This window comes from Streptomyces sp. NPDC012835 (assembly GCF_042900885.1).
In the GTDB taxonomy this organism is placed as follows: Bacteria; Actinomycetota; Actinomycetes; order Streptomycetales; family Streptomycetaceae; genus Streptomyces.
The window spans coordinates 1,272,835-1,293,551 of sequence record NZ_JBIBBW010000001.1; the positions used below are offsets into that span (position 1 = coordinate 1,272,835).

General features: G+C 72.6%; 18 protein-coding genes. 11 read left to right on the forward strand and 7 right to left on the reverse strand.

Features of this window, described 5'->3' with window-relative positions; all coding sequences use genetic code 11:
• Nucleotide 1: 1 nt before the first annotated feature.
• The 6 genes from ACFY6S_RS05200 (at nucleotide 2) to pssA (ending at nucleotide 6,436) form a co-directional block, all read left to right on the forward strand.
• Nucleotides 2-2,017, forward strand: coding sequence for a protein meaA (locus tag ACFY6S_RS05200; RefSeq protein WP_388823029.1), 2,016 nt, complete (start codon nucleotides 2-4; stop codon nucleotides 2,015-2,017).
• Entirely contained in the window at nucleotides 2,014-3,000 is a 987-nt protein-coding gene (locus tag ACFY6S_RS05205) for an HpcH/HpaI aldolase/citrate lyase family protein (RefSeq protein WP_388823031.1), read from the forward strand. Before ACFY6S_RS05200 ends, ACFY6S_RS05205 begins: the two co-directional genes overlap by 4 nt.
• A gap of 5 nt (nucleotides 3,001-3,005) precedes the next feature.
• Nucleotides 3,006-3,554 (forward strand): MaoC family dehydratase, encoded by a 549-nt coding sequence (locus ACFY6S_RS05210; RefSeq protein ID WP_388823033.1) that lies wholly within the window; start codon nucleotides 3,006-3,008, stop codon nucleotides 3,552-3,554.
• A gap of 1 nt (nucleotide 3,555) precedes the next feature.
• Complete coding sequence (locus tag ACFY6S_RS05215; protein ID WP_388823035.1) at nucleotides 3,556-4,761, forward strand: acyl-CoA dehydrogenase family protein; 1,206 nt, start codon at nucleotides 3,556-3,558, stop codon at nucleotides 4,759-4,761.
• Nucleotides 4,762-4,941: 180 nt separating this feature from the next.
• The gene (locus ACFY6S_RS05220) at nucleotides 4,942-5,589 is read left to right on the forward strand and encodes a phosphatidylserine decarboxylase (RefSeq protein WP_388823037.1); all 648 of its coding nucleotides are present in this window, start codon (nucleotides 4,942-4,944) and stop codon (nucleotides 5,587-5,589) included.
• Nucleotides 5,582-6,436: a CDP-diacylglycerol--serine O-phosphatidyltransferase gene (gene pssA, locus ACFY6S_RS05225; RefSeq protein WP_388823039.1), complete on the forward strand. Its 855-nt coding sequence runs from the start codon at nucleotides 5,582-5,584 to the stop codon at nucleotides 6,434-6,436. Before ACFY6S_RS05220 ends, pssA begins: the two co-directional genes overlap by 8 nt.
• A 115-nt stretch (nucleotides 6,437-6,551) precedes the next feature.
• Here pssA and ACFY6S_RS05230 read toward each other — a convergent pair whose 3' ends face one another.
• Nucleotides 6,552-7,706, reverse strand: a complete 1,155-nt coding sequence (locus ACFY6S_RS05230) for a glycerate kinase (RefSeq protein ID WP_388823041.1) — start codon at nucleotides 7,704-7,706, stop codon at nucleotides 6,552-6,554.
• A gap of 188 nt (nucleotides 7,707-7,894) precedes the next feature.
• Between ACFY6S_RS05230 and ACFY6S_RS05235 the strand changes: the two genes are divergently transcribed.
• The 3 genes from ACFY6S_RS05235 to ACFY6S_RS05245 all read left to right on the forward strand — a co-directional run bounded on the left by ACFY6S_RS05235 (nucleotide 7,895) and on the right by ACFY6S_RS05245 (nucleotide 11,191).
• Nucleotides 7,895-8,443, forward strand: coding sequence for an NUDIX domain-containing protein (locus ACFY6S_RS05235; protein WP_388823847.1), 549 nt, complete (start codon nucleotides 7,895-7,897; stop codon nucleotides 8,441-8,443).
• Between the two features lie 64 nt (nucleotides 8,444-8,507).
• Nucleotides 8,508-9,743 (forward strand): MerR family transcriptional regulator, encoded by a 1,236-nt coding sequence (locus tag ACFY6S_RS05240; protein WP_388823043.1) that lies wholly within the window; start codon nucleotides 8,508-8,510, stop codon nucleotides 9,741-9,743.
• A gap of 185 nt (nucleotides 9,744-9,928) precedes the next feature.
• Nucleotides 9,929-11,191 (forward strand): hypothetical protein, encoded by a 1,263-nt coding sequence (locus ACFY6S_RS05245; protein WP_388823045.1) that lies wholly within the window; start codon nucleotides 9,929-9,931, stop codon nucleotides 11,189-11,191.
• Here the strand turns inward: ACFY6S_RS05245 and ACFY6S_RS05250 are convergent.
• From ACFY6S_RS05250 to ACFY6S_RS05265, 4 genes are all read right to left on the reverse strand, one after another.
• Nucleotides 11,109-11,798: a TMEM175 family protein gene (locus ACFY6S_RS05250; protein ID WP_388823047.1), complete on the reverse strand. Its 690-nt coding sequence runs from the start codon at nucleotides 11,796-11,798 to the stop codon at nucleotides 11,109-11,111. The genes ACFY6S_RS05245 and ACFY6S_RS05250 overlap by 83 nt on opposite strands.
• Before the next feature lie 167 nt (nucleotides 11,799-11,965).
• Entirely contained in the window at nucleotides 11,966-12,502 is a 537-nt protein-coding gene (locus tag ACFY6S_RS05255; protein ID WP_388823049.1) for a methylated-DNA--[protein]-cysteine S-methyltransferase, read from the reverse strand.
• Nucleotides 12,503-12,555: 53 nt separating this feature from the next.
• A complete protein-coding gene (locus tag ACFY6S_RS05260; RefSeq protein ID WP_388823850.1) occupies nucleotides 12,556-14,037 on the reverse strand; it encodes an AlkA N-terminal domain-containing protein in 1,482 nt (493 codons plus the stop codon).
• Between the two features lie 243 nt (nucleotides 14,038-14,280).
• Nucleotides 14,281-15,696 carry a phytoene desaturase family protein gene (locus tag ACFY6S_RS05265; protein WP_388823051.1) on the reverse strand — a complete coding sequence of 472 codons (1,416 nt, stop codon included), beginning with the start codon at nucleotides 15,694-15,696 and terminating at the stop codon, nucleotides 14,281-14,283.
• Nucleotides 15,697-15,870: 174 nt separating this feature from the next.
• Between ACFY6S_RS05265 and ACFY6S_RS05270 the strand changes: the two genes are divergently transcribed.
• Entirely contained in the window at nucleotides 15,871-16,680 is an 810-nt protein-coding gene (locus ACFY6S_RS05270; protein WP_388823852.1) for a nucleotidyltransferase domain-containing protein, read from the forward strand.
• 53 nt (nucleotides 16,681-16,733) lie between these two features.
• On the opposite strand, the gene ACFY6S_RS05275 is transcribed toward ACFY6S_RS05270, so the two are convergent.
• Both ACFY6S_RS05275 and ACFY6S_RS05280 read right to left on the reverse strand, forming a co-directional pair.
• Entirely contained in the window at nucleotides 16,734-17,606 is an 873-nt protein-coding gene (locus tag ACFY6S_RS05275; RefSeq protein ID WP_388823053.1) for an inositol monophosphatase family protein, read from the reverse strand.
• Nucleotides 17,607-17,660: 54 nt separating this feature from the next.
• A complete protein-coding gene (locus ACFY6S_RS05280; protein WP_388823854.1) occupies nucleotides 17,661-19,433 on the reverse strand; it encodes a gamma-glutamyltransferase family protein in 1,773 nt (590 codons plus the stop codon).
• Between the two features lie 220 nt (nucleotides 19,434-19,653).
• Between ACFY6S_RS05280 and ACFY6S_RS05285 the strand changes: the two genes are divergently transcribed.
• Complete coding sequence (locus tag ACFY6S_RS05285) at nucleotides 19,654-20,709, forward strand: biotin/lipoate A/B protein ligase family protein (protein ID WP_388823856.1); 1,056 nt, start codon at nucleotides 19,654-19,656, stop codon at nucleotides 20,707-20,709.
• Nucleotides 20,710-20,717 lie beyond the last annotated feature (8 nt).

Genomic DNA, 20,717 nt, shown 5'->3' on the forward strand with positions numbered 1-20,717 from the left:
GATGACCGGGGAACGCGCGAAGGACCGGCCCTGGCTCATGCGGACGTACGCCGGTCACTCCACCGCCGAGGCGTCCAACGAGCTGTACCGCCGCAATCTCGCCAAGGGACAGACGGGACTCTCCGTCGCGTTCGACCTGCCCACCCAGACCGGCTACGACCCGGACCACGTCCTCGCGCGCGGCGAGGTCGGCCGGGTCGGGGTGCCGGTCTCGCACCTCGGCGACATGCGGCGGCTGTTCCGGGACATCCCGCTGGAGCGCACCAACACCTCGATGACCATCAACGCCACCGCGATGTGGCTGCTGGCCCTCTATCAGGTGGTCGCCGAGGAGCAGGGCGCGGACATCACCAGGCTCCAGGGGACGACGCAGAACGACATCGTGAAGGAGTACCTGTCCCGCGGAACCCATGTCTTCCCGCCGGTGCCGAGCCTGCGGCTGACCACGGACATGATCACGTACACGGTCGCCCGCATCCCCAAGTGGAACCCCATCAACATCTGTAGTTACCACCTCCAGGAGGCGGGGGCGACCCCCGTCCAGGAGATCGCGTACGCGATGTCCACCGCGATCGCCGTGCTCGACGCGGTGTTCGCGTCCGGACAGATCCCCGAGGAGGGCAGGGGCGAGGTGGTCGCGCGGATCTCCTTCTTCGTCAACGCGGGCGTGCGGTTCGTCGAGGAGATGTGCAAGATGCGCGCGTTCTCCCGCGTCTGGGACCGGATCACCCGGGAGCGGTACGGGATCGAGAACGCCAAGCAGCGCAGGTTCCGCTACGGCGTCCAGGTCAACTCGCTCGGGCTGACCGAGGCGCAGCCGGAGAACAACGTCCAGCGGATCGTGCTGGAGATGCTCGCCGTGACGCTCTCCAGGGACGCCCGCGCCCGCGCGGTGCAACTGCCCGCCTGGAACGAGGCGTTGGGGCTGCCCCGGCCCTGGGACCAGCAGTGGTCGCTGCGTATCCAGCAGGTCCTGGCGCACGAGAGCGATCTGCTGGAGTACGCGGACCTCTTTGAAGGCTCGCAGGTCGTCGAGACCAAGGTGGCGGCCCTGGTCACCGAGGCGTTCGGCGAGATCGGCCGGATCGAGGAGATGGGCGGGGTGATGGCGGCCGTCGAGTCCGGCTATCTGAAGTCGCGGCTGGTCTCCGCGCACGCCGAACGCCGGGCCCGGATCGAGTCCGGCGAGGAGAAGGTCGTGGGCGTCAACTGCTACGAGTCGACCGAGCCCAACCCGCTGACCGCGGATCTCGACACCGCGATCATGACGGTCGACCCGGCCAACGAGGCCCGGGTGGTGGCGGCGCTGCACGAGTGGCGCGACGCGCGGGACGAGTCACGAGCCGCCGGGGCGCTCTCCGCGCTGAAGCGGACCGCCGCCGGCACCGGCAATCTGATGGCCGCCACCGTGGAGTGCGCACGCGCCGGGGTGACCACCGGCGAGTGGTCCTGGGCGCTGCGCGACGTGTTCGGTGAGTTCCGCGCTCCGACGGGGGTGGGCGGTGCGCCGGTCGCGGTGACGGCCGAGGCGGGCACCCCGCTGGCCGCCGTACGGGCGAAGGTGTCCCGTACGGCGGAGGAACTGAACGCGGGACGGCTGCGGTTGCTGGTCGGCAAGCCGGGGCTCGACGGGCACTCCAACGGCGCCGAGCAGATCGCGGTACGCGCCAGGGACGCCGGCTTCGAGGTGGTCTACCAGGGCATCAGGCTGACCCCGGAACAGATCGTCGGCGCGGCGCTGGCCGAGGACGTGCACTGCGTGGGCCTGTCGATCCTGTCGGGCTCGCACACCGCCCTGGTGCCCGATGTGCTCGCACGGCTGCGCGAGGCGGGCGCGGGCGATCTGCCCGTGATCGTCGGCGGGATCATCCCGAGTGCCGACGCGGCGCTGCTGCGGGCGGCCGGGGTCGCCGCCGTCTTCACCCCGAAGGACTTCGGGATCACCGGGATCATCGGCCGTATCGTCGACGAGATCCGTAAGGCCAACAAGCTCGACCCCTTGGAGGTACGCGCATGACCACGCCCACCGCCACGCCCGCGACCACGGCCGGCCGGCTCCGGCCGCGCCGCTCCTGCCTGGCCGTGCCGGGGTCGAGCCCCCGGTTCCTGGAGAAGGCCCAGGGGCTCCCGGCCGACCAGGTCTTCCTGGACCTGGAGGACGCCTGCGCTCCACTGGCCAAGCCGGGCGCCCGGCACACCATCGTCAAAGCCCTCAACGAGGGTGACTGGACGGGCAAGACCCGGGTGGTGCGGGTCAACGACTGGACGACCGAGTGGACCTACCGCGATGTGATCACGGTCGTGGAGGGCGCCGGACCGAATCTGGACTGCGTGATGCTGCCCAAGGTGCAGGACGCGCGGCAGATCGTGGCGCTGGACCTGCTGCTCACCCAGATCGAGAAGACGATGGGCTTCGAGGTGGGCCGGATCGGCATCGAGGCGCAGATCGAGAATGCCAAGGGCCTGGTCAACGTGGACGCGATCGCGGCCGCCTCACCGCGCACCGAGACGATCATCTTCGGTCCGGCGGACTTCATGGCCTCCGTCAACATGCGGACCCTGGTGGTGGGCGAGCAGCCGCCCGGCTATCCCGCGGACGCCTACCACTACATTCTGATGAAACTGCTGATGGCGGCCCGCACCCACGATCTCCAGGTCATCGACGGGCCCTATCTCCAGATCCGGAACGTGGACGGCTTCCGCGAGGTGGCGGGCCGCGCCGCCGCGCTCGGCTACGACGGCAAGTGGGTGCTGCACCCGGGGCAGATCGAGGCGGCCAACGAGGTCTTCTCGCCCTCGCAGGAGGATTACGACCACGCCGAGCTGATCCTCGACGCGTACGACTTCCACACCTCGGACGCCGGTGGCCGGAAGGGTTCGGCGATGCTCGGGGACGAGATGATCGACGAGGCGAGCCGGAAGATGGCACTCGTGATCGCCGGCAAGGGCCGGGCCGCCGGGCTGTCCCGGACCTCCTCGTTCGAAGCGCCGGAGGGGTGAGCGCGATGCGCTTCGGACGCACCTTCGAGGAGTTCGAGGTCGGCGAGGTCTACCGGCACTGGCCCGGCAAGACCGTCACGGAGTACGACGACCATCTCTTCTGTCTGCTCACCATGAACCATCATCCGCTGCATCTGGACGCCCACTACGCGGGGCAGGCGACGGATTTCGGAAAGAACGTCGTGGTGGGCAACTACGTCTACTCGTTGCTGCTGGGAATGTCCGTGCCGGATGTCTCCGGCAAGGCCATCGCCAATCTGGAGGTGGAGTCGCTGCGGCACATCGCGCCGACCTTCCACGGCGACACGCTGTACGGCGAGACGACGGTCCTGGATAAGACACCGTCGAAGTCGAAAAGCGACCGCGGAATCGTCCGGGTGGAGACGCGGGGCTATACCCAGGACGGCACCGTGGTGTGTGTGTTCCGCCGCAAAGTGATGGTCCCCACCGCGTCCTACGTGAAGGAACGCGGCGGAGAACAGCCCGGCCGGCCGCAACCGAAATCCGCGCCGAAGTCCGAACCGAAGTCCGCGCCGACGCCACGGGAGAAGTGAGATGAGCCGACTCGCGCAGACCGCTGGGCTGACCGATATCCAGCGGGAGATCCTGGCGACCGTAAGGGACTTTGTCGACAAGGAGATCATCCCGGTCGCCACCGAGCTGGAGCACCGCGACGAATATCCGACGCGGATTGTCGAGGGTCTGCGGGAACTCGGACTGTTCGGGCTGATGATCCCGGAGGAATACGGCGGCCTCGGCGAGTCCCTGCTGACCTACGCGCTCTGCGTGGAGGAGATCGCCCGCGGCTGGATGTCCGTATCCGGCATCGTCAACACGCACTTCATCGTGGCGTATCTGCTCAAGCGGTACGGCACCCAGGAGCAGAAGGACACCTTTCTGCCCCGCATGGCGACCGGCGAGGTGCGCGGCGCCTTCTCGATGTCGGAGCCGGCCCTCGGCTCGGACGTCGCGGCGATCACCTCCAGGGGAACGAGGGACGGCGACGCCTATGTGCTCAACGGTCAGAAGATGTGGCTGACCAACGGCGGCACCTCGCACCTGGTCGCGGTGCTCTGCCGGAGCGACGAGGGGCATCCGGCGGGTACGCCTCCGCACAAGTCGATGACGACGTTCCTGGTGGAGAAGGAGCCCGGCTACGGCGAGGTGCGCCCCGGCCTCACCGTGCCCGGGAAGATCGACAAGATGGGGTACAAGGGCGTCGACACCACCGAGCTGGTGATGGACGGACTTCGCATTCCGGCCAATCGGGTCCTCGGCGGCACCACCGGCCGGGGGTTTTACCAAATGATGGACGGTGTCGAGATCGGCCGGGTGAATGTCGCGGCGCGTGGCTGCGGGGTCGCTCATCGCGCCTTCGAACTCGGCGTCTCGTACGCGCAGCAGCGCCACACATTCGGGAAACCCATCGCCCGGCACCAGGCGATCCAGTTCAAGCTGGCCGAGATGGCTACCAAAGTCGAGGCCGCCCATGCGATGATGGTCAACGCGGCACGCAAAAAGGACTCCGGGGAACGAAACGACCTGGAGGCAGGGATGGCGAAGTACCTCGCCTCCGAATACTGCAAGGAAGTCGTCGAGGACGCCTTCCGTATCCACGGCGGTTACGGCTTCTCCAAGGAGTACGAGATCGAGCGTCTCTACCGCGAGGCACCGATGCTGCTGATCGGCGAGGGTACCGCCGAGATCCAGAAAATGATCATCGGCCGCCGACTGCTGGAGGAGTACCGATTCCAGGGATAATTATCGCCTTTGAACCGATTTGACGGCGAAGAAGATCACACCAGATCGAGGTGTGCCGCACGCTTCAAGCCGCCCGACTCGGGTGCTGGCTTGCTCAGTTGCGGCTCACAACCAGTACCATCGCTGGAAAGCCGCCGTCCCCCGTTGCCAGCGCGGCATCATCCGCTACGAAGGTCATCCATGCCCCACAGCCAAACCTCTGCACCCAGCGGCCGGGTCCGCATCGCACGCGGAGCATCGCCGTGGCTCCTGCCGACCGTCGCGACCGCAGCGATCGGCCTGGCCCGCGCACGCCGTTCCAAGCGCGCGGCAGCCCTCGCCGTGCCCGCCACCGCGCTCGCGGCGGGCATGCTGTGGTTCTTCAGAGACCCGGAGCGCGAGATCACGCAGGGCCGGGTCATCTCCCCGGCCGACGGTGTGGTGCAGAGCATCATGCCGTGGAAGGACGGGCGCACCCGGGTCGCCATCTTCATGAGCCCGCTGAACGTTCACGTCAACCGGGCTCCCCTCGCGGGAACCGTGACCTCCGTGGAGCACATCCCCGGCGGGTTCGTCCCGGCGTTCAACAAGGAGAGCGAGAACAACGAGCGCGTTGTCTGGCACTTCGACACGGAGCTGGGCGACATCGAGATGGTGCAGATCGCGGGCGCGGTGGCCCGGCGCATCGTCCCGTACCTCCCCCAGGGGACCAAGGTGGAACAGGGCGAGCGCATCGGCCTGATCCGGTTCGGCTCGCGCGTCGACATCTACCTTCCGGAAGGTGTCGAGGTCGCTGTCGAGGTCGGTCAGACCACGACCGCAGGGGTGACTCGAATTGACCGTGATTGATCCTGATACGCAAGCGGGCTGGGTCGCCGAGGCAGAGGCCAAGGCGGAGGCCGAAGCCGAGGACATGCCGCTGTCGCTGCGGCTGTCGATAGCGGACACCCTCACGCTCGGTAACGCCACCTGCGGCTTCATGGCCGTCTACTTCACCACCACCGGCATCCTCATCCCGCACCTCACGGGCAGCGACGAGAGCGGCATGGCACGGCACTCCGCCGCGACAGCCGTGATCCTGATGCTCGCCGCGGCGATCTTCGACCTGTTCGACGGTCTCGTGGCGCGCAAGCTGCGCAGCTCCCCGATGGGCGCGGAGCTGGACAACCTCTCCGACCTGATCAGCTTCGGTCTCGCCCCGGCCTATTTCGTACTGGTGTACGGAATGGTCGCGGACGACGCACATCAACGGGTGTCGGCGCTGGCGGCGATCGTGGTGTTGCTCGCCGTCGTGCTCCGGCTGGCCAGATTCTCCTGCGTGACGCTGAAGGACGGCATGTTCCAGGGGATGCCGAGCCCCTTCGGCGCCCTCACGGTCATCTCGATCGTGCTGCTGGAGCTGCCCTTCGTCCCGACACTGCTCGCGATCATCGGGGTGGCGTGGCTGATGGTGAGCCGGGTCGAGTACCCCAAGCCGCGCGGTGTGCTCGCACTCGCGATGCTCAGCTGGATCGTCGCCGCGATGGGGCTCCTGGCGGCCTGGGCGTTCGACGCGCCGGGCGGCCAGCTGCTGCTCCAGACCGGCTGTGCGCTCCAGGTGGTGACGGGCGCGGTGATCCCGCTCTTCGCCACGGCGCGCCGGGTGAACACCTTCCGCGGCAACCGTCGCGAGGCACGGGCGGCTCAGCTGCCGTAGCGGTGGGCGTGGCAACGCGAGGAGGCCCGGGTGCGTACCGCACCCGGGCCTCCTCGCTGTCCCGTGGCTCCGCCGGCGGTGGCGCGCGGCCCCCGGCGGCGGTGGCGCGCGGCCCTCAGACCAGGAAGTCCCGCGCGATGTCCGCCGCGAGGCGCTCCAGCAGCGGACCCGCCTCGGCCATGCACACCGCCGGGTCCGGCTCCAGCTGGCCGAGGGCGTAGGCCCGGCGGATACCGGCCCGGCCGAGGGCCTCCGGGGGCAGGCTCAGCCGCCCGCAGACCGCGACGACCTCGACGTCCCTGGCGCGGGCCGCCGCAGCGACGCCCGCGGGGGCCTTGCCGTGCAGGGTCTGCTCGTCCAGCGATCCCTCGCCGGTGATGACCAGGGTGGCCCGGGCCAGCGCCGGGGCGAAGCCCAGGACGTCGAGCATGATCTCGATCCCGGGGCGGAAGCGGGCGCCGAGGCCGACCAGCGCGCCGTAGCCGATACCGCCCGCCGCGCCCGCGCCCGGCGAGAACGCGAGATGGGCGGCGCGGGACCCGATGGCCGCCTCCAGCACCCCGGCGTAGCGGGCGAGCGCCGCGTCGAGCGTGGTGACGTCCGCGGGGGTGGCGCCCTTCTGCGGCCCGTACACGGCGGCGGCGCCCTTGGGGCCGGTCAGCGGATTGTCGACATCGCTGGCGAGCACGGTGTCCGCGTCGGTGAGGCGCGGGTCGAGACCGGAGAGGTCGGCGGTGGCGAGGTCCCGCAGTCCGCCGCCGCCGGGGCCCACCGGCCGTCCGCCGGCGTCCAGGAAGCGGGCGCCGAGCGCGCTGAGCATGCCCGCGCCGCCGTCGGTGGTGGCGCTGCCGCCGACGCCGAAGACGAGGGAGCGGGCGCCCGCGTCGAGCGCGGCGCTCAGCAGCTCGCCGGAGCCGTACGTGGTCGCCGTGAGCGGCGCGAAGACTCCTTCGGGGAGGTGCTGGAGGCCGGACGCCTCCGCCATCTCGATGACGGCCGTGCCGTCACGCAGCGCGAAGGCCGCCGTCACCGCGTCACCGAGGGGCCCGGTGACGCGGACCTCATGCCGCTCGAATCCGGCCGCCACGGCGGCGGCGACCGTACCGTCCCCGCCGTCCGCGACGGGCAGCGCCTCGACCGCGAGGTCGGGGACGACGTGGCGGAGGCCCGCCGTCACCCGCCGCGCGACTTCCACCGCCGTGAGTGAGCCCTTGAACTTGTCCGCCGCGATCAGTACGCGTGCGGGCCCGTTTACCGCGCCGTCCGTCACCTTGTATCCCTTGCTTTCGAACAGGTGTCGCGCCGGTCCGACCCTATCCGCACGGCGGGGGTATGCCCATGCCCGTCGCCCATGCCCGTCGCCCGTGGCCGTCCGGCGGGGACGACATACCACACCTCAATAATGGATATTTACCTACGTATGGCGCGCCCCTCTCGCCCGGATACCCTTCGCGTGTGATGGACACCGATACCCAGACTCCCGCCCCCGTTCCCACCCCCGAATCCGACGCCGCCGAGGCCGAGGCCGAGGATTACGCCGCGTACATCGCCTCGCTGCCCCGGATCCTCGCGGGCGCCGCCGTGCTCCTGCGGGACGGCGCGGGGCGCGTACTGATCGTCGAGCCCAACTACCGGGAGGGCTGGGCGCTGCCCGGCGGGACCATCGAGTCGGACGACGGCGAGACCCCGCGCGAGGGCGCCCGGCGCGAGACGCTGGAGGAGATCGGCCTCGACATCGAGCCGGGGACGCTGCTCACCGTGGACTGGGTGCAGGGGGAGGCCCGGCCGCCCGTGGCCTCGTACCTGTACGACGGCGGGGTGCTGAGCGAGGAGCGGCTCGCTGCGATCGTTCTCCAGGAGGACGAACTGCTCTCGTGGCGCCTGGTGGAGCCCTCCGAGGTACCCGCCTGGCTGCCCGGTTCGCTCGGGCGGCGGGTGCTGATCGCGCTCGACGCGCTGGAGGCCGGCGGACGCACGGTGGAGCTGGAGAACGGCCACCGCGTCTGACGGAAGTGACCCGGTGCCGGGCGGAGTTGACTTTCAGGCAGCGTGAACGTCGACAATCGCCGCCATGGACAGCACCACGGACAACACTCCGCGCGGGACCGGCGGCACGGGCGACACGGTTGGCGGGAACGGCACGGGTGGTACGGCGGGGGGCGCGAGGCGCGGCTCCCCCGTCGACCTCACGCTCGGCACGCCGCCCGAACTGCTGAGCATCAGCGTCTTCGCCCGGCGCGTCGGGCTCACCCCGAGCGCCCTGCGCTTCTACGACGACTGCCGCGTCCTTCCGCCCGCCCGGGTGGACGCGGCCACCGGCTACCGCTCCTACAGCCCCGACCAGGCGATCCGCGCCAATATGCTGCGGAGTCTGCGGTCGGCCGGGCTTCCGCTCGCGGATGTCATGGTCGTCCTCGACGGCGAGGTGGCCGAGGCGCGCGCCGTGCTGGAACGGCACCGCGCCACCGTGCGGGAGCGGAGCAGGACGGCCGACGCCGCGATCGCGGCCGTGCTGCGCTCCATGCCGGGCCCGGACTCCTCCGCCGCCGAGGCGCACGGGGAGCCCGCCCCCACCCGGGTGCGGCTCGGCGGGGCCGAACTGGCGGGCGCGATACGTCAGGTCGTACCCGCGACCGGCGAGGACCCGAAGATCCCGGTCCTCGGCCGCGTCCTCGTGGAGATCGACGCGGACGAGGTGCGGCTCGTGGCCACCGACCGCTACCGCCTGGCGCTGCGCGGTCTGAAGCCGGTGCTGACGGTGGAGGGGCGGGCGCGGGCGGTGCTGATCGCGGCCGAGCGGCTGGTGGAGTTCGGGACCTGGGCGGCGCGCTGCGCGGCGGTGACCCTGGAGGCGGGGCCCGACGGTGTCCGGGCGTATGACACGGACGGCAGCGGATTGCGCGAACTTCCCGTTTCCGAGGGGGAGTTCCCCGCCTACCGCGAGATGCTCGCGGCCCTGACGCCGCATCGGCACCGGGTGATCGTGGGCCGGGAGGCCCTGCTGACCGCCGTCGAGGCCCTCGGCGACGCCCCGGGCGTCGCGCTGCGGCTCGGTACGGACGAGGTCACCGTGGCGCGGCCCGACGGCTCCGGGGCCGAGGTGCTGCCGGCCGTCCGCACGGGTGAACCGCCCCTGCGGATCGGCTTCGCCCCCGCCGTGCTCGTCGCGGCGCTGGAGACGAGCGTCGGCCCGGACGTCCTGCTGGAGATCGCCGCTCCGACGGAGCCGGTCGTGGTGCGCTCCGCGGACCAGAGCGGCTTCACCACGCTGGTGATGCCCGTCGCCCTGGCCGGGCGGACGGACTGAGACGGAGCGGGACCGGGGGCGAGACCGGCGTCGGGAGCGGGATCGGGAGCGGGATCGGGGCGGCGGAACGGGCATGGGGACAGGGCCCGTCGGAGGCATGTCGCGCCGTTCACGCCGCGTTGGTCCGCCGTGCACGCGCGGGCGGCATCATCCTGGAGTCCCCCACGACTCGCGGAGGCCCCCCGATGCGCACGCGATCCAGCAGACTGAGCAGCCGTCAGGCGGACGGGACCCGGGCGCGCGGCAGGACGGCGGCCGTCCTGCGCGTCTTCGGCGCCGTCGTTCCGGCCGTGCTGAGCGCGGTGCTACTGGCGGGCGGGGGCGGGCCGCGGACCGCGCCCGCCGACACCGGCGCCGGCGCGACCGCCACTCCTGTCGCCGCCGCGCGCACACTGCCGCGGCTCCCCGCGTCGGTCGACGGCGGAAGCTGGCGGTCCGGCCATCTTCAGGGCATGGCCGTCGACCGCCGCGCGGGCCACCTGTACTTCTCCTTCACCAACCTCCTGGTCAAGACGGATCTGCGCGGCACCCCGCTCGGCTCCGTCACCGGCTTCACCGGCCATCTCGGGGACCTGGACTTCGACGAACGGGACGGCAGGGTCTACGGCTCGCTCGAATACAAGGCGGCGAAGGCGTTCTACATCGCCGTTTTCGACGGGGCCCGCATCAACCGGATGGACATGGACGCGGCCTCCACCGGGGTGGTCTCCACCGTCCATCTCGGCGAGGTCGTGAAGGACTACACGGCCGACATGGACGGGAACGGCGTCTTCGACGGCGACACCGCCGCCACCCCCGACCACCGTTACGGTTGCAGTGGCATCGACGGTGTGGCCTTCGGCCCGGCCCTCGACGGCACGGGCGGCGAGCGGCTCACCGTCGCGTACGGGATCTACGCCAACACCGGCCGCGAGGACAACGACCACCAGGTCCTGCTCCAGTACGACGTGCGGGGGTGGAAGAGGTACGAGCGCCCGCTGACCGAGCAGTCGCCGCACACCAGCGGCCCCGCCTCCCCCGGCGGCAAGTACTTCGCGTACACCGGCAACACCACCTACGGCGTGCAGAACCTGGAGTACGACCGGCACACCGGAAACTGGCTGCTCGCCGTCTACAAGGGCACCAAAACACACTTCCCCCCGTACACGCTCTTCGTCGTGGACGGCTCGAAACGCCCCGTGGACGGCGTCGTACGGGGTCAGCGGGAGCCCGAGCACGGCCGGCTGCTGTCCCTCCTGCCACAGGGGCTGCACGACGCCGGGTCCGGGGTGAACGGCTGGGAGGCGGCCGGGCAGTACGGGCTGGTCTCGCTCGACGACGGGCGCTACTACGTGGCCGAGGCCGGCACGGTGCGCGCCGACGGAGTCACCCGGCAGACCGGCCGCGCGGTCCTGCACCGCTGGACGGGAGGCGTGCCGAATCCCTTCGCCGTCGCCGACGCGTCATGAACCAGCCGGCCCGGCCGCTGACGACCAGCAGGACGATCAGCGCGACCACTCCGTGGCCGGGGAGCAGGTAACCGGCCGGGACGGCCAGCAGCATCGCGGCGAGGTCGAACCACAGCTCGACGGCTTCGGGCCGGGGGCCGGGTTCCGTGGAGAGCCGGTGGTGGCGCACGGCGTGGCGGAGCAGCAGCAGCGCCGCGATGGCGACGACGTTGACCCCGGCGTAGACGGCGAGCACGATTCCGGCCCGACTGCCGTAGGAACCCAGCAGGTTGGAGGCGAACGGCAGCGCGCTCACCGCGAGGAGGAGGATCATCGTGCGCCGGACGAGCGCGGGGTGGCTGACGCGCACGTCGCGCATCTCGGTGTGGTGGCGCCGCCAGTAGACGGAGGCCACGTAGAAGCTCAGCAGGAAGGCCAGGAAGTGGGAGCCCTGTCCGGCCAGCGCGTGGCGCAGCTCGCCCTCGGTCGGACTGTTCAGCGCGGGCACGCCCAGGTCGAGGGCGAGCAGGGTCATGGCGATGGCGAAGACCGCGTCGGAGAGGCCGAACAGCCGTCCCATCGAGCGTTCGCCCACGGCTTCGTCGGACGGTGTGCTGAGGGTGCTCATGCCTGACGTCCCTGGAGTGTGACGGTGCCGTGAGGAGCCAAAGCTAGAGCACCGCTCGTGCCCGGCGGGCGACCCGGCACGGCGGTTCACCCACCGGTGTGCCCGGCCGGGTCCTCGATCGGACCGGCCGGGCACGGGCACGCGAGCTGGACGCGGGCGCGCCGGGTTCAGAAGAGGGTCGCGGTCTCCTCCGGGGACTTCGCCCCCGACCGCTCGAAGGCCAGCAGCCGCTGCTTCCGGGCGAGCCCGCCGCCGTATCCGGTGAGGCTGCCGGTCGATCCGATCACCCGGTGGCAGGGCACGATGATGCTCACCGGGTTCTTGCCGTTGGCCAGGCCCACGGCGCGTGAGGCGCCGGGCCTGCCGAGGGCCTCGGCGAGTTCGCCGTAGGAACGGGTCTCGCCGTACGGGATCTTCTTCAGCTGCTCCCAGACTTCGCGCTGGAAGGGGGTGCCCGCCACTCGCAGCGGCAGGTCGAACTCCGTCAGCTCGCCGTCGAAGTAGGCACCGAGCTGGCGGACGACCTCGGTGAAGGGGCCCGAGTCGGGGACGCCGAAGGTCTCCTGCGGCGGGCGGTGACGGTGCTCCGTCATGTAGAGCCCGCTCAGGGCGCCGTCGGTGGCGACGAGCGTCAGCGGGCCGTAGGGACTGTCGATCACCGTGTGGACGACCTGTGCCGTGTCCACGGTGCGCGGGGTGGTCATGCGGAGGCTCCTTACGCGAGGTGTCTGTGTAACGAGGGTGAGCCGGGTGGGGGTTACGCGGGAAGGCGGTTGATGGCGTGGTCGTCGGTGGCCCACAGGTACTGGACGGCGTAGGCGCGCCAGGGCCGCCAGCCCGCCGCGCGCGCGGTCAGCGCGGCGGGGGTGGACGGCAGGCCCAGGGTCCGGACGGCGCGGCGGATGCCGAGATCGGTGGGGAGGAAGGCGTCGGGGTCGCCCAGCCCCCGCATCGCGATCACCTCGACCGTCCACGGCCCGAATCCGGGCAGCTCCGCCAGCCGGGCGCGGGCCTGCTCCCAGTCGCTGTCGGGTCCCAGCCGCAGCGAGCCGTCGGCGAGGGCCGCGACCAGGGTGGTGAGCGTGGTGCGCCGGGTGCGCGGCAGGGCCAGCGCGGCCGGATCGAGCGTGGCCAGCGCGGCGGGCGTCGGGAAGAGATGGGTGAGCCCGCCCTCGGGGTCCTGGACGGGGACGCCGTGCGCGGTCACCAGCCGCGCCGCGTGTGTCCGCGCGGCGGCGGTGGAGACCTGCTGGCCGAGTACGGCGCGTACGGCGAACTCGGCGGCGTCGACGGTACGGGGCACCCGCCGCCCCGGGGCCTTGTCGACCAGCGGCGCCAGCCGGGGGTCGGCCCGCAGCTGCTCGTCCACGGCGACGGGGTCGGCGTCCAGGTCGAGCAGGCGGCGGCAGCTGCTGATGGCCAGGGTGAGATCGCGGGGGTCGGTGAGCGAGAGCCGGCAGGCGATGTGGTCGGGGCGCGGGGAGAGCGCCGCGACGCCGTGCCCGTACGGCAGGGTGAGGGTGCGCCGGTAGGCGCCGTCCCGCCACTCCTCGACTCCCGGTACGGCCGTCGCGGCCAGATGGCCGAAGAGGTTGTCGGGGGTGAGCGGCGCGCGGAACGGCAGGCGCAGTGAGATCACCCCGCGGGCGCCGTCGCCGGACGTGCGGGAGCCGCGCGCGGTGGCGCGGGTCCGCAGCTCGCTCGGTGACTGCGCGAAGACCTCGCGGACGGTGTCGTTGAAGGCGCGGATGGAGGCGAAGCCCGCCGCGAAGGCCACGTCCGCCATCGGGAGCGCGGTCGTCTCGATCAGCAGCCGGGCGGTCTGCGCCCGCTGCGCGCGGGCCAGGGCGAGCGGCCCGGCGCCCAGCTCGGCGAGCAGCTGGCGCTCGATCTGGCGCGCGGAGTAGCCGAGCCGTCCGGCGAGCCCGGGGACGCCCTCGCGGTCCACGACGCCGTCGTGGATGAGCCGCATGGCCCGGGCCACGGTGTCGGCGCGGGCGTTCCACTCCGGGGATCCGGGGCTGGTGTCCGGCCGGCACCGCTTGCAGGCGCGGAACCCGGCCTGCTGGCAGGCGGCGGCGCTCGGGTAGAACGTCATGTTCTCGGCCTTGGGCGGTACGGCGGGACAGCTGGGCCGGCAGTAGATCCCGGTGGTCAGGACAGCCGTGAAGAACCAGCCGTCGAACCTCGCGTCGTTGGATCTGACGGCCCGTACACAGCGTTCGGTGTCGGTGTGCATCGCGGGGCGCATGGCTCCATCATCGCGTACCGGCGCCGTCCCGACTGGCGAGAAAACGACATTGGCCTTCCGGCCGCCGGGGGCGACGGTTCCGCAGGCCGAGCCGGGCCGGGTGCGTCGCCGACCCCCACCGCGCTCCCCGGCGCGGCGTCCCGCACCGCCACGCGTTCGCTCACACGTGCGAAGACTGGAGCATCGCCCGAGGTGGCGCGGGACGGCGCGGGTCCGCTCTCCGCGGGCGGCTCAGTCCTGGCGCAGCCGCCGCCACACCGCCTTCGCCGCGTTGTGCCCCGACATGCCGTGCACTCCGGGCCCCGGCGGGGTCGCCGAGGAGCAGAGGAAGACGGCGGGGTGCGAGGTGGTGTACGGGGAGAGGGAGAGTTTGGAGCGCACCAGGAGCTGGAGCCCGGAGGCGGCGCCGCAGGCGATGTCCCCGCCGACGTAGTTGGCGTTGCGGTCGGCCAGTTCACGGGGTCCCGCGGTGGCGCGGGCCAGCACCCGGTCGCGGAAACCGGGGGCGAAGCGCTCGATCTGACGCTCCATCGACTCGGTGAAGTCGCCCTGCCAGCTGTTGGGGACATGGCCGTACGCCCAGAAGACGTGCCGGCCCTCCGGCGCGCGCGACGGGTCGACCAGGCTGGGCTGCGCGGTGATCAGGAACGGTGTGTCCGGCGCCTGCCCGCCCGACGCCTGACGCAGCGCCGTCCCGATCTCCCGGCTGCTCGGGCCGATCTGTACGGTGCCCGCCCGGCGCGGCTCCTCCGCCGTCCAGGGCACGGGCCCGTCCAGGGCGTAATCGATCTTGAACAGGCTCGCGCCGTACCGGTAGCCGTCGTAGGCGCGGCCCAGACCGGCGATGCGGGCGAGGGCGGTCGGGGAGGTGTCGAAGATGTACGAGCGGGCCGGCGGCAGGTCGTCCAGCCGCTTGACCTCGTATCCGGTGTGGACGGTGCCGCCCAGGTCACGGAGGTAGGCGGCGAGGGCGTCCGAGATCGACTGCGAGCCGCCGCGCGGCATCGGCCAGCCGCCCGCGTGCGCGGCGAGCGCGAAGACCAGCCCGACGGCGCCGGTCGCGAGGCCGCCCAGCGGGGCGATGACATGGGCGACGAGCCCGGCGAAGAGTGCGCGCGCCCTGTCGTCGCGGAAGCGGCGCATCAGCCACGTCGACGGGGGCAGTCCGACCAGCCCGAAGCGGGCGAGGGTGACCGGGTCGCGCGGCAGCGCGGTCAGCGGCAGGGACATGAAGTCCGCGGCGAACGAGTCCCACTTGCCGGCGAACGGGGCGACGAGCCGCCGGTAGGCTCCGGCGTCACGCGGGCCGAACGAGGCGGCCGTCTCCGCGACGGAGCGCGAGAGCACGGCCGCCGTGCCGTCGTCGAAGGGGTGCGCCATGGGCAACTCGGGGTGCAGCCAGTCCAGTCCGTACCGCGCGAGGGGCATCGTCCCGAAGACGGGCGAGCCCACGGCCAGCGGATGGACGGCCGAGCAGGGGTCGTGACGGAATCCGGGCAGGGTCAGCTCCTCGGTCCGCGCCCCGCCGCCCACCGTCTCCCTGGCCTCGAACACGGCCACGGAGAAGCCGCGTCTGGCCAGCTCGACCGCGGCGGTCAGCCCGTTGGGCCCCGCCCCCACGACGACCGCATCGAGCATCGACGTCACCTTCGTCTCCTCTGTCGGCACTGTCGGCCACGGGCCGGGCCTCCAGGATATTCCCGGGCACCGACAGCCCGGGAGCGGGTACGGTCCGCGACCATGAACACACCTGAGGACCGGCCGCCGGAGGCGGCCGTGACGGAATCCGCCGGGGCATCCGTGGAGGAGGCGATCGGGGCGATGGCCGCACGGCTGACCCGGGTGCGCGGCGTACGCGCCGTGTCCCTCGGCGGCAGCCGCGCCCGGGGCGCCGCACGCCCCGGCTCCGACTGGGACCTGGGCGTCTACTACCGGGGGGATGTGGACGTACCGGCGCTGACGGCGCTCGCGGCGGAGGTGGACGACGGCGCCGGGGACTCCCCGGTGGAGGTCGCGGGCCCCGGCGGCTGGGGCCCCTGGGTGAACGGCGGCGCCTGGCTGACCGTCAACGGCGTCGCTGTGGACTGGATCCTGCGCGATCTCGACCGGGTGGAACGGGTCTGGGCGGGGTGCCGGGAGGGGCGGTACGAGGTGGGTACGCAGCCGGGGCACCCCCTCGGATTCTGGTCGCCCGCGTATGCCGGGGAGGTCGCGCTCTGCCGCGTACTGGCCGATCCGCACGGCGAGTTGACGCGGCTGCGGACGGAGACCGCCGACTATCCGGAGCCGTTGCGGGCGGCGCTGACCGGGGCGGTGTGGGAGGCGTCGTTCTCGGTGGCCGCCACCCGCAAGACGGTGGGGCGCGGGGACGGCGCCGGGGACGACGCGCTGTATGTGGCGCTGTGTCTGTCCCGGGCCTTCGGCGTCCTCGCCCAGGGCCTGCACGCCCACCACAGGACGTGGTGCCTCAACGAGAAGGGCGCCGCGGCCGCCGCCGCGGCTCTGCCGCACACCCCGCCGGGGTTCGCCCGGCGCGTGGCGGAGGCGCTGCGGGCGCCGGCCGAGCGGGCGGTGGCGGAGGCGGAGGCGCTGGTGCGGGAGGTACGGGCGGTGCTGGAGACGGACGGCTGACGGGGGCACGGGACGGCGGCGGGCGGCGGCTCGCTGACGCCCGCTCCGGCCGCTCATCCCGTGCCGTGCGTCCCGGCGCGCAGCCGGTCCCGTACCCGCCGCGCGGTCCCCGCGTCCCGCGCCGCCGTGAACGGGAGCACGTTGCCGCCGGTGATGCGGTACGGCTCGCCGGCCAGCGTCGTCTGCGCGCCGCCCGCCTCCGTCACCAGCAGCAGCCCGGCGGCGTGGTCCCAGGCCAGCTCCCAGTTGAAGGCCACCGCGTCGAGCGTGCCGCGCGCCACGGACAGGTACTCCAGCCCGGCCGCGCCGCAGGGACGGGCCTCGATGTCCGCGCAGCGCAGCCCGAGCAGGGCGCGCTTCTGCGTCTTTGACGTGTAGTCCGGGTGGGAGTGCGCGACCTTCAGCACCGCGCCGGGGTCGGCGGCGCCCGAGCGCAGCGGGGCGCCGTTGAGGACGGCGCCCCGGCCCCGTACCGCGATCGCCATCTCGTCCAGCGCCGCCGCGTAGGTCCAGGAGGCCAGCAGCTCGCCCCGCTGGGCCAGCGCGACGAGCGTGCAGAAGCCGGGCTCGCCCCGCACGAAGTGGCTGGTGCCGTCGACCGGGTCCACGATCCACACGGGTGCGTCGCCGCGCAGCGCCTCGTAGGCCGCCGGGTCGGCGTGGACGGCCTCCTCGCCGACCACCGCCGAGCCGGGCAGCAGCGCGGTGAGGGCGGCGGTGAGGTGTTCCTCGGCGCGCCGGTCAGCGACGGTCACCAGATCGTGCGGGCCTTCCTTCTCCAGGATCTCGTGCGCGGCCAGCCGCCGGAAGCGCGGCATGATCTCCGCCGCGGCGGCGGCGCGCACCGCTTCCTCGACGGCCGCCACGCCGGGGCCGTGGGCCGTGTCTCGCAGGGGAACCGTTCCGAACACCGAGTCATCGATCATGTACCCAGCCAACCACGCCGCCGTGACCGGCCGTGGGGCGCACCGGGTGGCCGGTCAGCGTCCGACGGCGTAACCCTGCATTCCGCGCGGGTTCGCGGCGGCGGAGAGGATGCCGCCGGCCGGGTCCCTGGCGACCGCGCACAGCCTGCCCTCCGACCAGGCGGGGCCGATGGTGACGTCGTGGCCGCGCCGGCGCAGCTCCGCGACGACGTCCGGGTCGGTGCCCGCCTCGACGGTCACCCCGCCCGGACGCATGCCGCGCGGGTGGAAGGAGCCGGGGAAGCTGTCGTTGTGCCAGTTGGGCGCGTCGACGGCGCCCTGGAGGTCGAGCCCGCCGCGTACCGGGGGCCGCAGGGCGAGCGCCAGGAAGAAGTGCGTCTGCCACTGGTCCTGCTGGTCACCGCCCGGCGTGCCGAACGCCAGCACCGGCACCCCGTCGCGCAGGGCGAGGGAGGGGGTGAGGGTGGTACGGGGCCGGCGGCCCGGTGTCAGGGAGTTCGGCAGGCCCGGGTCCAGCCACGCCATCTGGAGCCGGGTGCCGAGCGGAAAGCCCAGTTCGGGCACGACGGGATTGGACTGGAGCCAGCCGCCGCTGGGTGTGGCGGAGACCATGTTGCCCCACCGGTCGACGATGTCGACGTGGCAGGTGTCGCCCCGGGTGCCCCCGTCCCCCGCCACGGTCGGCTCGCCCGCGCCGGGGGCCGCCGAGGGGTCGAAGGCGATCCGGCCCGAGGCGACGGCGTCGGCGTGCGCGCTGAGCACGGGCAGCCGCCCGTCGGGGCTGCCCGGCCGCAGGGCGTACGAGGCCCGCTCGCCGATGAGGGCACGCCGTTCGGTGTTGTACGGCTCGGAGAGCAGCGTGCCGAGGGGGACGTCGGCGGCGGCGTCCCCGTACCACGCCTCCCGGTCGGCCATGGCGAGCTTGCAGCCCTCTATGAGCCGGTGGACGTACTCGCCGGAGCCGTACGGCGGCAGGTCGGCGGCGTGCGGCGGCAGGAGCGCCAGTTGCTGGAGGAGGACGGGGCCCTGGCTCCAGCCGCCCGCCTTGCACACCGTCCAGCCGTCCCAGTCGTAGGTGACGGGCGCCTCGTACGTCGCTGACCAGCCGGCCAGATCGGCGGCGGTCAGGGTGCCCGGGTGCCGGGAGCCGCTGGTGTCCATGGTCGGACGGGCGGACTGGGCGAGCAGCGCCTCGGCGATGAAGCCCTCGCGCCAGACCGCCCTGGCGGCCTCGATCTGGCGCACCCGGTCGCCGCCGCCGCGCTGTTCGGCCTCGGCGATCAGCCGGCGCCAGGTCGCGGCGAGGGCGGGGTTGCGCAGCGGCGTCCCGGGGGCGGGCGCCCGGCCGCCGGGCAGATACACCTCGGCGGAGGAGGTCCACTCCGTCTCGAACAGCTCCCGCACCGTCTCGACGGTCTCGCCGATCCGCTCGACGGGCGGGTGCCCGTCGAGCGCGTAGCCGACGGCGTAGCGCAGCACCCGTGCGAGCGGCTTCGTGCCGTGGTCGCGCAGGAGCACCATCCAGGCGTCGAACGCCCCGGGCACGGCGGCGGCCAGCGGCCCGGTGCCGGGAACGAGTTCCAGGCCGAGGGAACGGTAGTGCTCGATGGTCGCCCCCGCCGGCGCGGTCCCCTGCCCGCAGAGCACCCGTACCTCTCCCCGGGCGGGCCCCACGATGATCGGCACCTCCCCCGCGGGTCCGCACAGATGCGGCTCGACCACATGCAGCACGAACCCGGCGGCCACGGCGGCGTCGTAGGCGTTGCCCCCGTCCTCCAGCACGGCCATGGCGGACTGCGAGGCCAGCCAGTGGGTGGACGACACCATCCCGAACGTGCCCTGGAGAGTCGGCCGAGTCGTGAACCGCACCTGTGTCACCTCACCGTGGGAACGGATGGTCCGGTGCCGCAGACTACTCAAGCCCCGGCGGCCGGCGTCGGGCCGGGACCGGTCGGAGCGGGCCGTACGGAATGATGGCCCGGATTCGGGCGTTGTGTCCGATCGGAACCGGCCCGTTCGGGGTCCGGGCGGAGCTGGAGGCATGAGCGTGCACGGTGAGTACAAGGTCCCCGGCGGCAAGCTCGTCGTGGTCGACCTGGACGTGGCGGACGGCGCGCTGCGCGGGGTGCGGGTCGCCGGGGACTTCTTCCTGGAGCCCGACGAGGCGATCGGGGCGATCGACCGGGCCCTGGAGGGTGCCCCCGCCGGCACGGACGCCGCCGGACTCACCGCGCGGATCGAGGCGGCGCTGCCCGAGGGGACCGTGATGTACGGGCTGAGCGCCGAGGGCGTGGCCGTCGCCGTACGGCGGGCGCTCGCGGGGGCCACCGAGTGGAGCGACTACGACTGGCAGCTGATCCACGAGGAGCCGCAGTCCCCCGCTCTCCACATGGCGCTGGACGAGGTCATCACGGCCGAGGTCGCCACCGGGGCCCGCCCGCCGACGCTGCGGGTCTGGGAGTGGGACTCGCCCGCCGTGATCATCGGCAGCTTCCAGTCGCTGCGCAACGAGGTCGACCCGGCGGGCGCCGACCGGCACGGGGTGACGGTGGTGCGCCGGGTCTCCGGGGGCGGCGCCATGTTCGTCGAACCCGGCAACACCATCACGTACTCCCTCTCCGTACCGCAGTCCCTCGTCTCCGGGCTCTCCTTCGCGGACAGTTACGCCTATCTGGACGACTGGGTGCTGTCCGCGCTCGGCGACATGGGCATCGCCGCCTGGTACCAGCCGCTCAACGACATCGCGACCGAGCAGGGCAAGATCGCCGGCGCCGCCCAGAAGCGCGTCGTGGACGGGCGGGGCGCGGTGCTGCACCACGTGACCATGGCGTACGACATCGACGCGGACAAGATGGTCGACGTACTGCGCATCGGCGGGGAGAAGCTCTCCGACAAGGGGACCCGCAGCGCGAAGAAGCGGGTCGACCCGCTGCGGCGGCAGACCGGGCTGCCGCGCGAGACCGTCATCGAGCGGATGATCGACTCCTTCCGGGGCCGGTACGGTCTCACCACGGGCAAGGTCACCGACGCGGAGCTGGCGCGCGCCGAGGAACTGGTCGCGACGAAGTTCGCCACGGAGGGGTGGACGGCGCGGGTGCCGTAGGGCGTGAC

Coding starts and splice junctions, on each gene's coding strand:
- ACFY6S_RS05205 (WP_388823031.1), top strand. CDS start 2,014: ATGACCACGCCCACCGCCACGCCCGCGACCACGGCCGGCCGGCTCCGG.
- ACFY6S_RS05270 (WP_388823852.1), top strand. CDS start 15,871: ATGGCCGCACGGCTGACCCGGGTGCGCGGCGTACGCGCCGTGTCCCTC.
- ACFY6S_RS05250 (WP_388823047.1), bottom strand. CDS start 11,798: ATGAGCACCCTCAGCACACCGTCCGACGAAGCCGTGGGCGAACGCTCG.
- ACFY6S_RS05200 (WP_388823029.1), top strand. CDS start 2: ATGACCGGGGAACGCGCGAAGGACCGGCCCTGGCTCATGCGGACGTAC.
- ACFY6S_RS05215 (WP_388823035.1), top strand. CDS start 3,556: ATGAGCCGACTCGCGCAGACCGCTGGGCTGACCGATATCCAGCGGGAG.
- ACFY6S_RS05210 (WP_388823033.1), top strand. CDS start 3,006: ATGCGCTTCGGACGCACCTTCGAGGAGTTCGAGGTCGGCGAGGTCTAC.
- ACFY6S_RS05245 (WP_388823045.1), top strand. CDS start 9,929: ATGCGCACGCGATCCAGCAGACTGAGCAGCCGTCAGGCGGACGGGACC.
- ACFY6S_RS05275 (WP_388823053.1), bottom strand. CDS start 17,606: ATGATCGATGACTCGGTGTTCGGAACGGTTCCCCTGCGAGACACGGCC.
- ACFY6S_RS05235 (WP_388823847.1), top strand. CDS start 7,895: ATGGACACCGATACCCAGACTCCCGCCCCCGTTCCCACCCCCGAATCC.
- ACFY6S_RS05240 (WP_388823043.1), top strand. CDS start 8,508: ATGGACAGCACCACGGACAACACTCCGCGCGGGACCGGCGGCACGGGC.
- ACFY6S_RS05255 (WP_388823049.1), bottom strand. CDS start 12,502: ATGACCACCCCGCGCACCGTGGACACGGCACAGGTCGTCCACACGGTG.
- ACFY6S_RS05280 (WP_388823854.1), bottom strand. CDS start 19,433: ATGGTGTCGTCCACCCACTGGCTGGCCTCGCAGTCCGCCATGGCCGTG.
- ACFY6S_RS05260 (WP_388823850.1), bottom strand. CDS start 14,037: ATGCACACCGACACCGAACGCTGTGTACGGGCCGTCAGATCCAACGAC.
- ACFY6S_RS05220 (WP_388823037.1), top strand. CDS start 4,942: ATGCCCCACAGCCAAACCTCTGCACCCAGCGGCCGGGTCCGCATCGCA.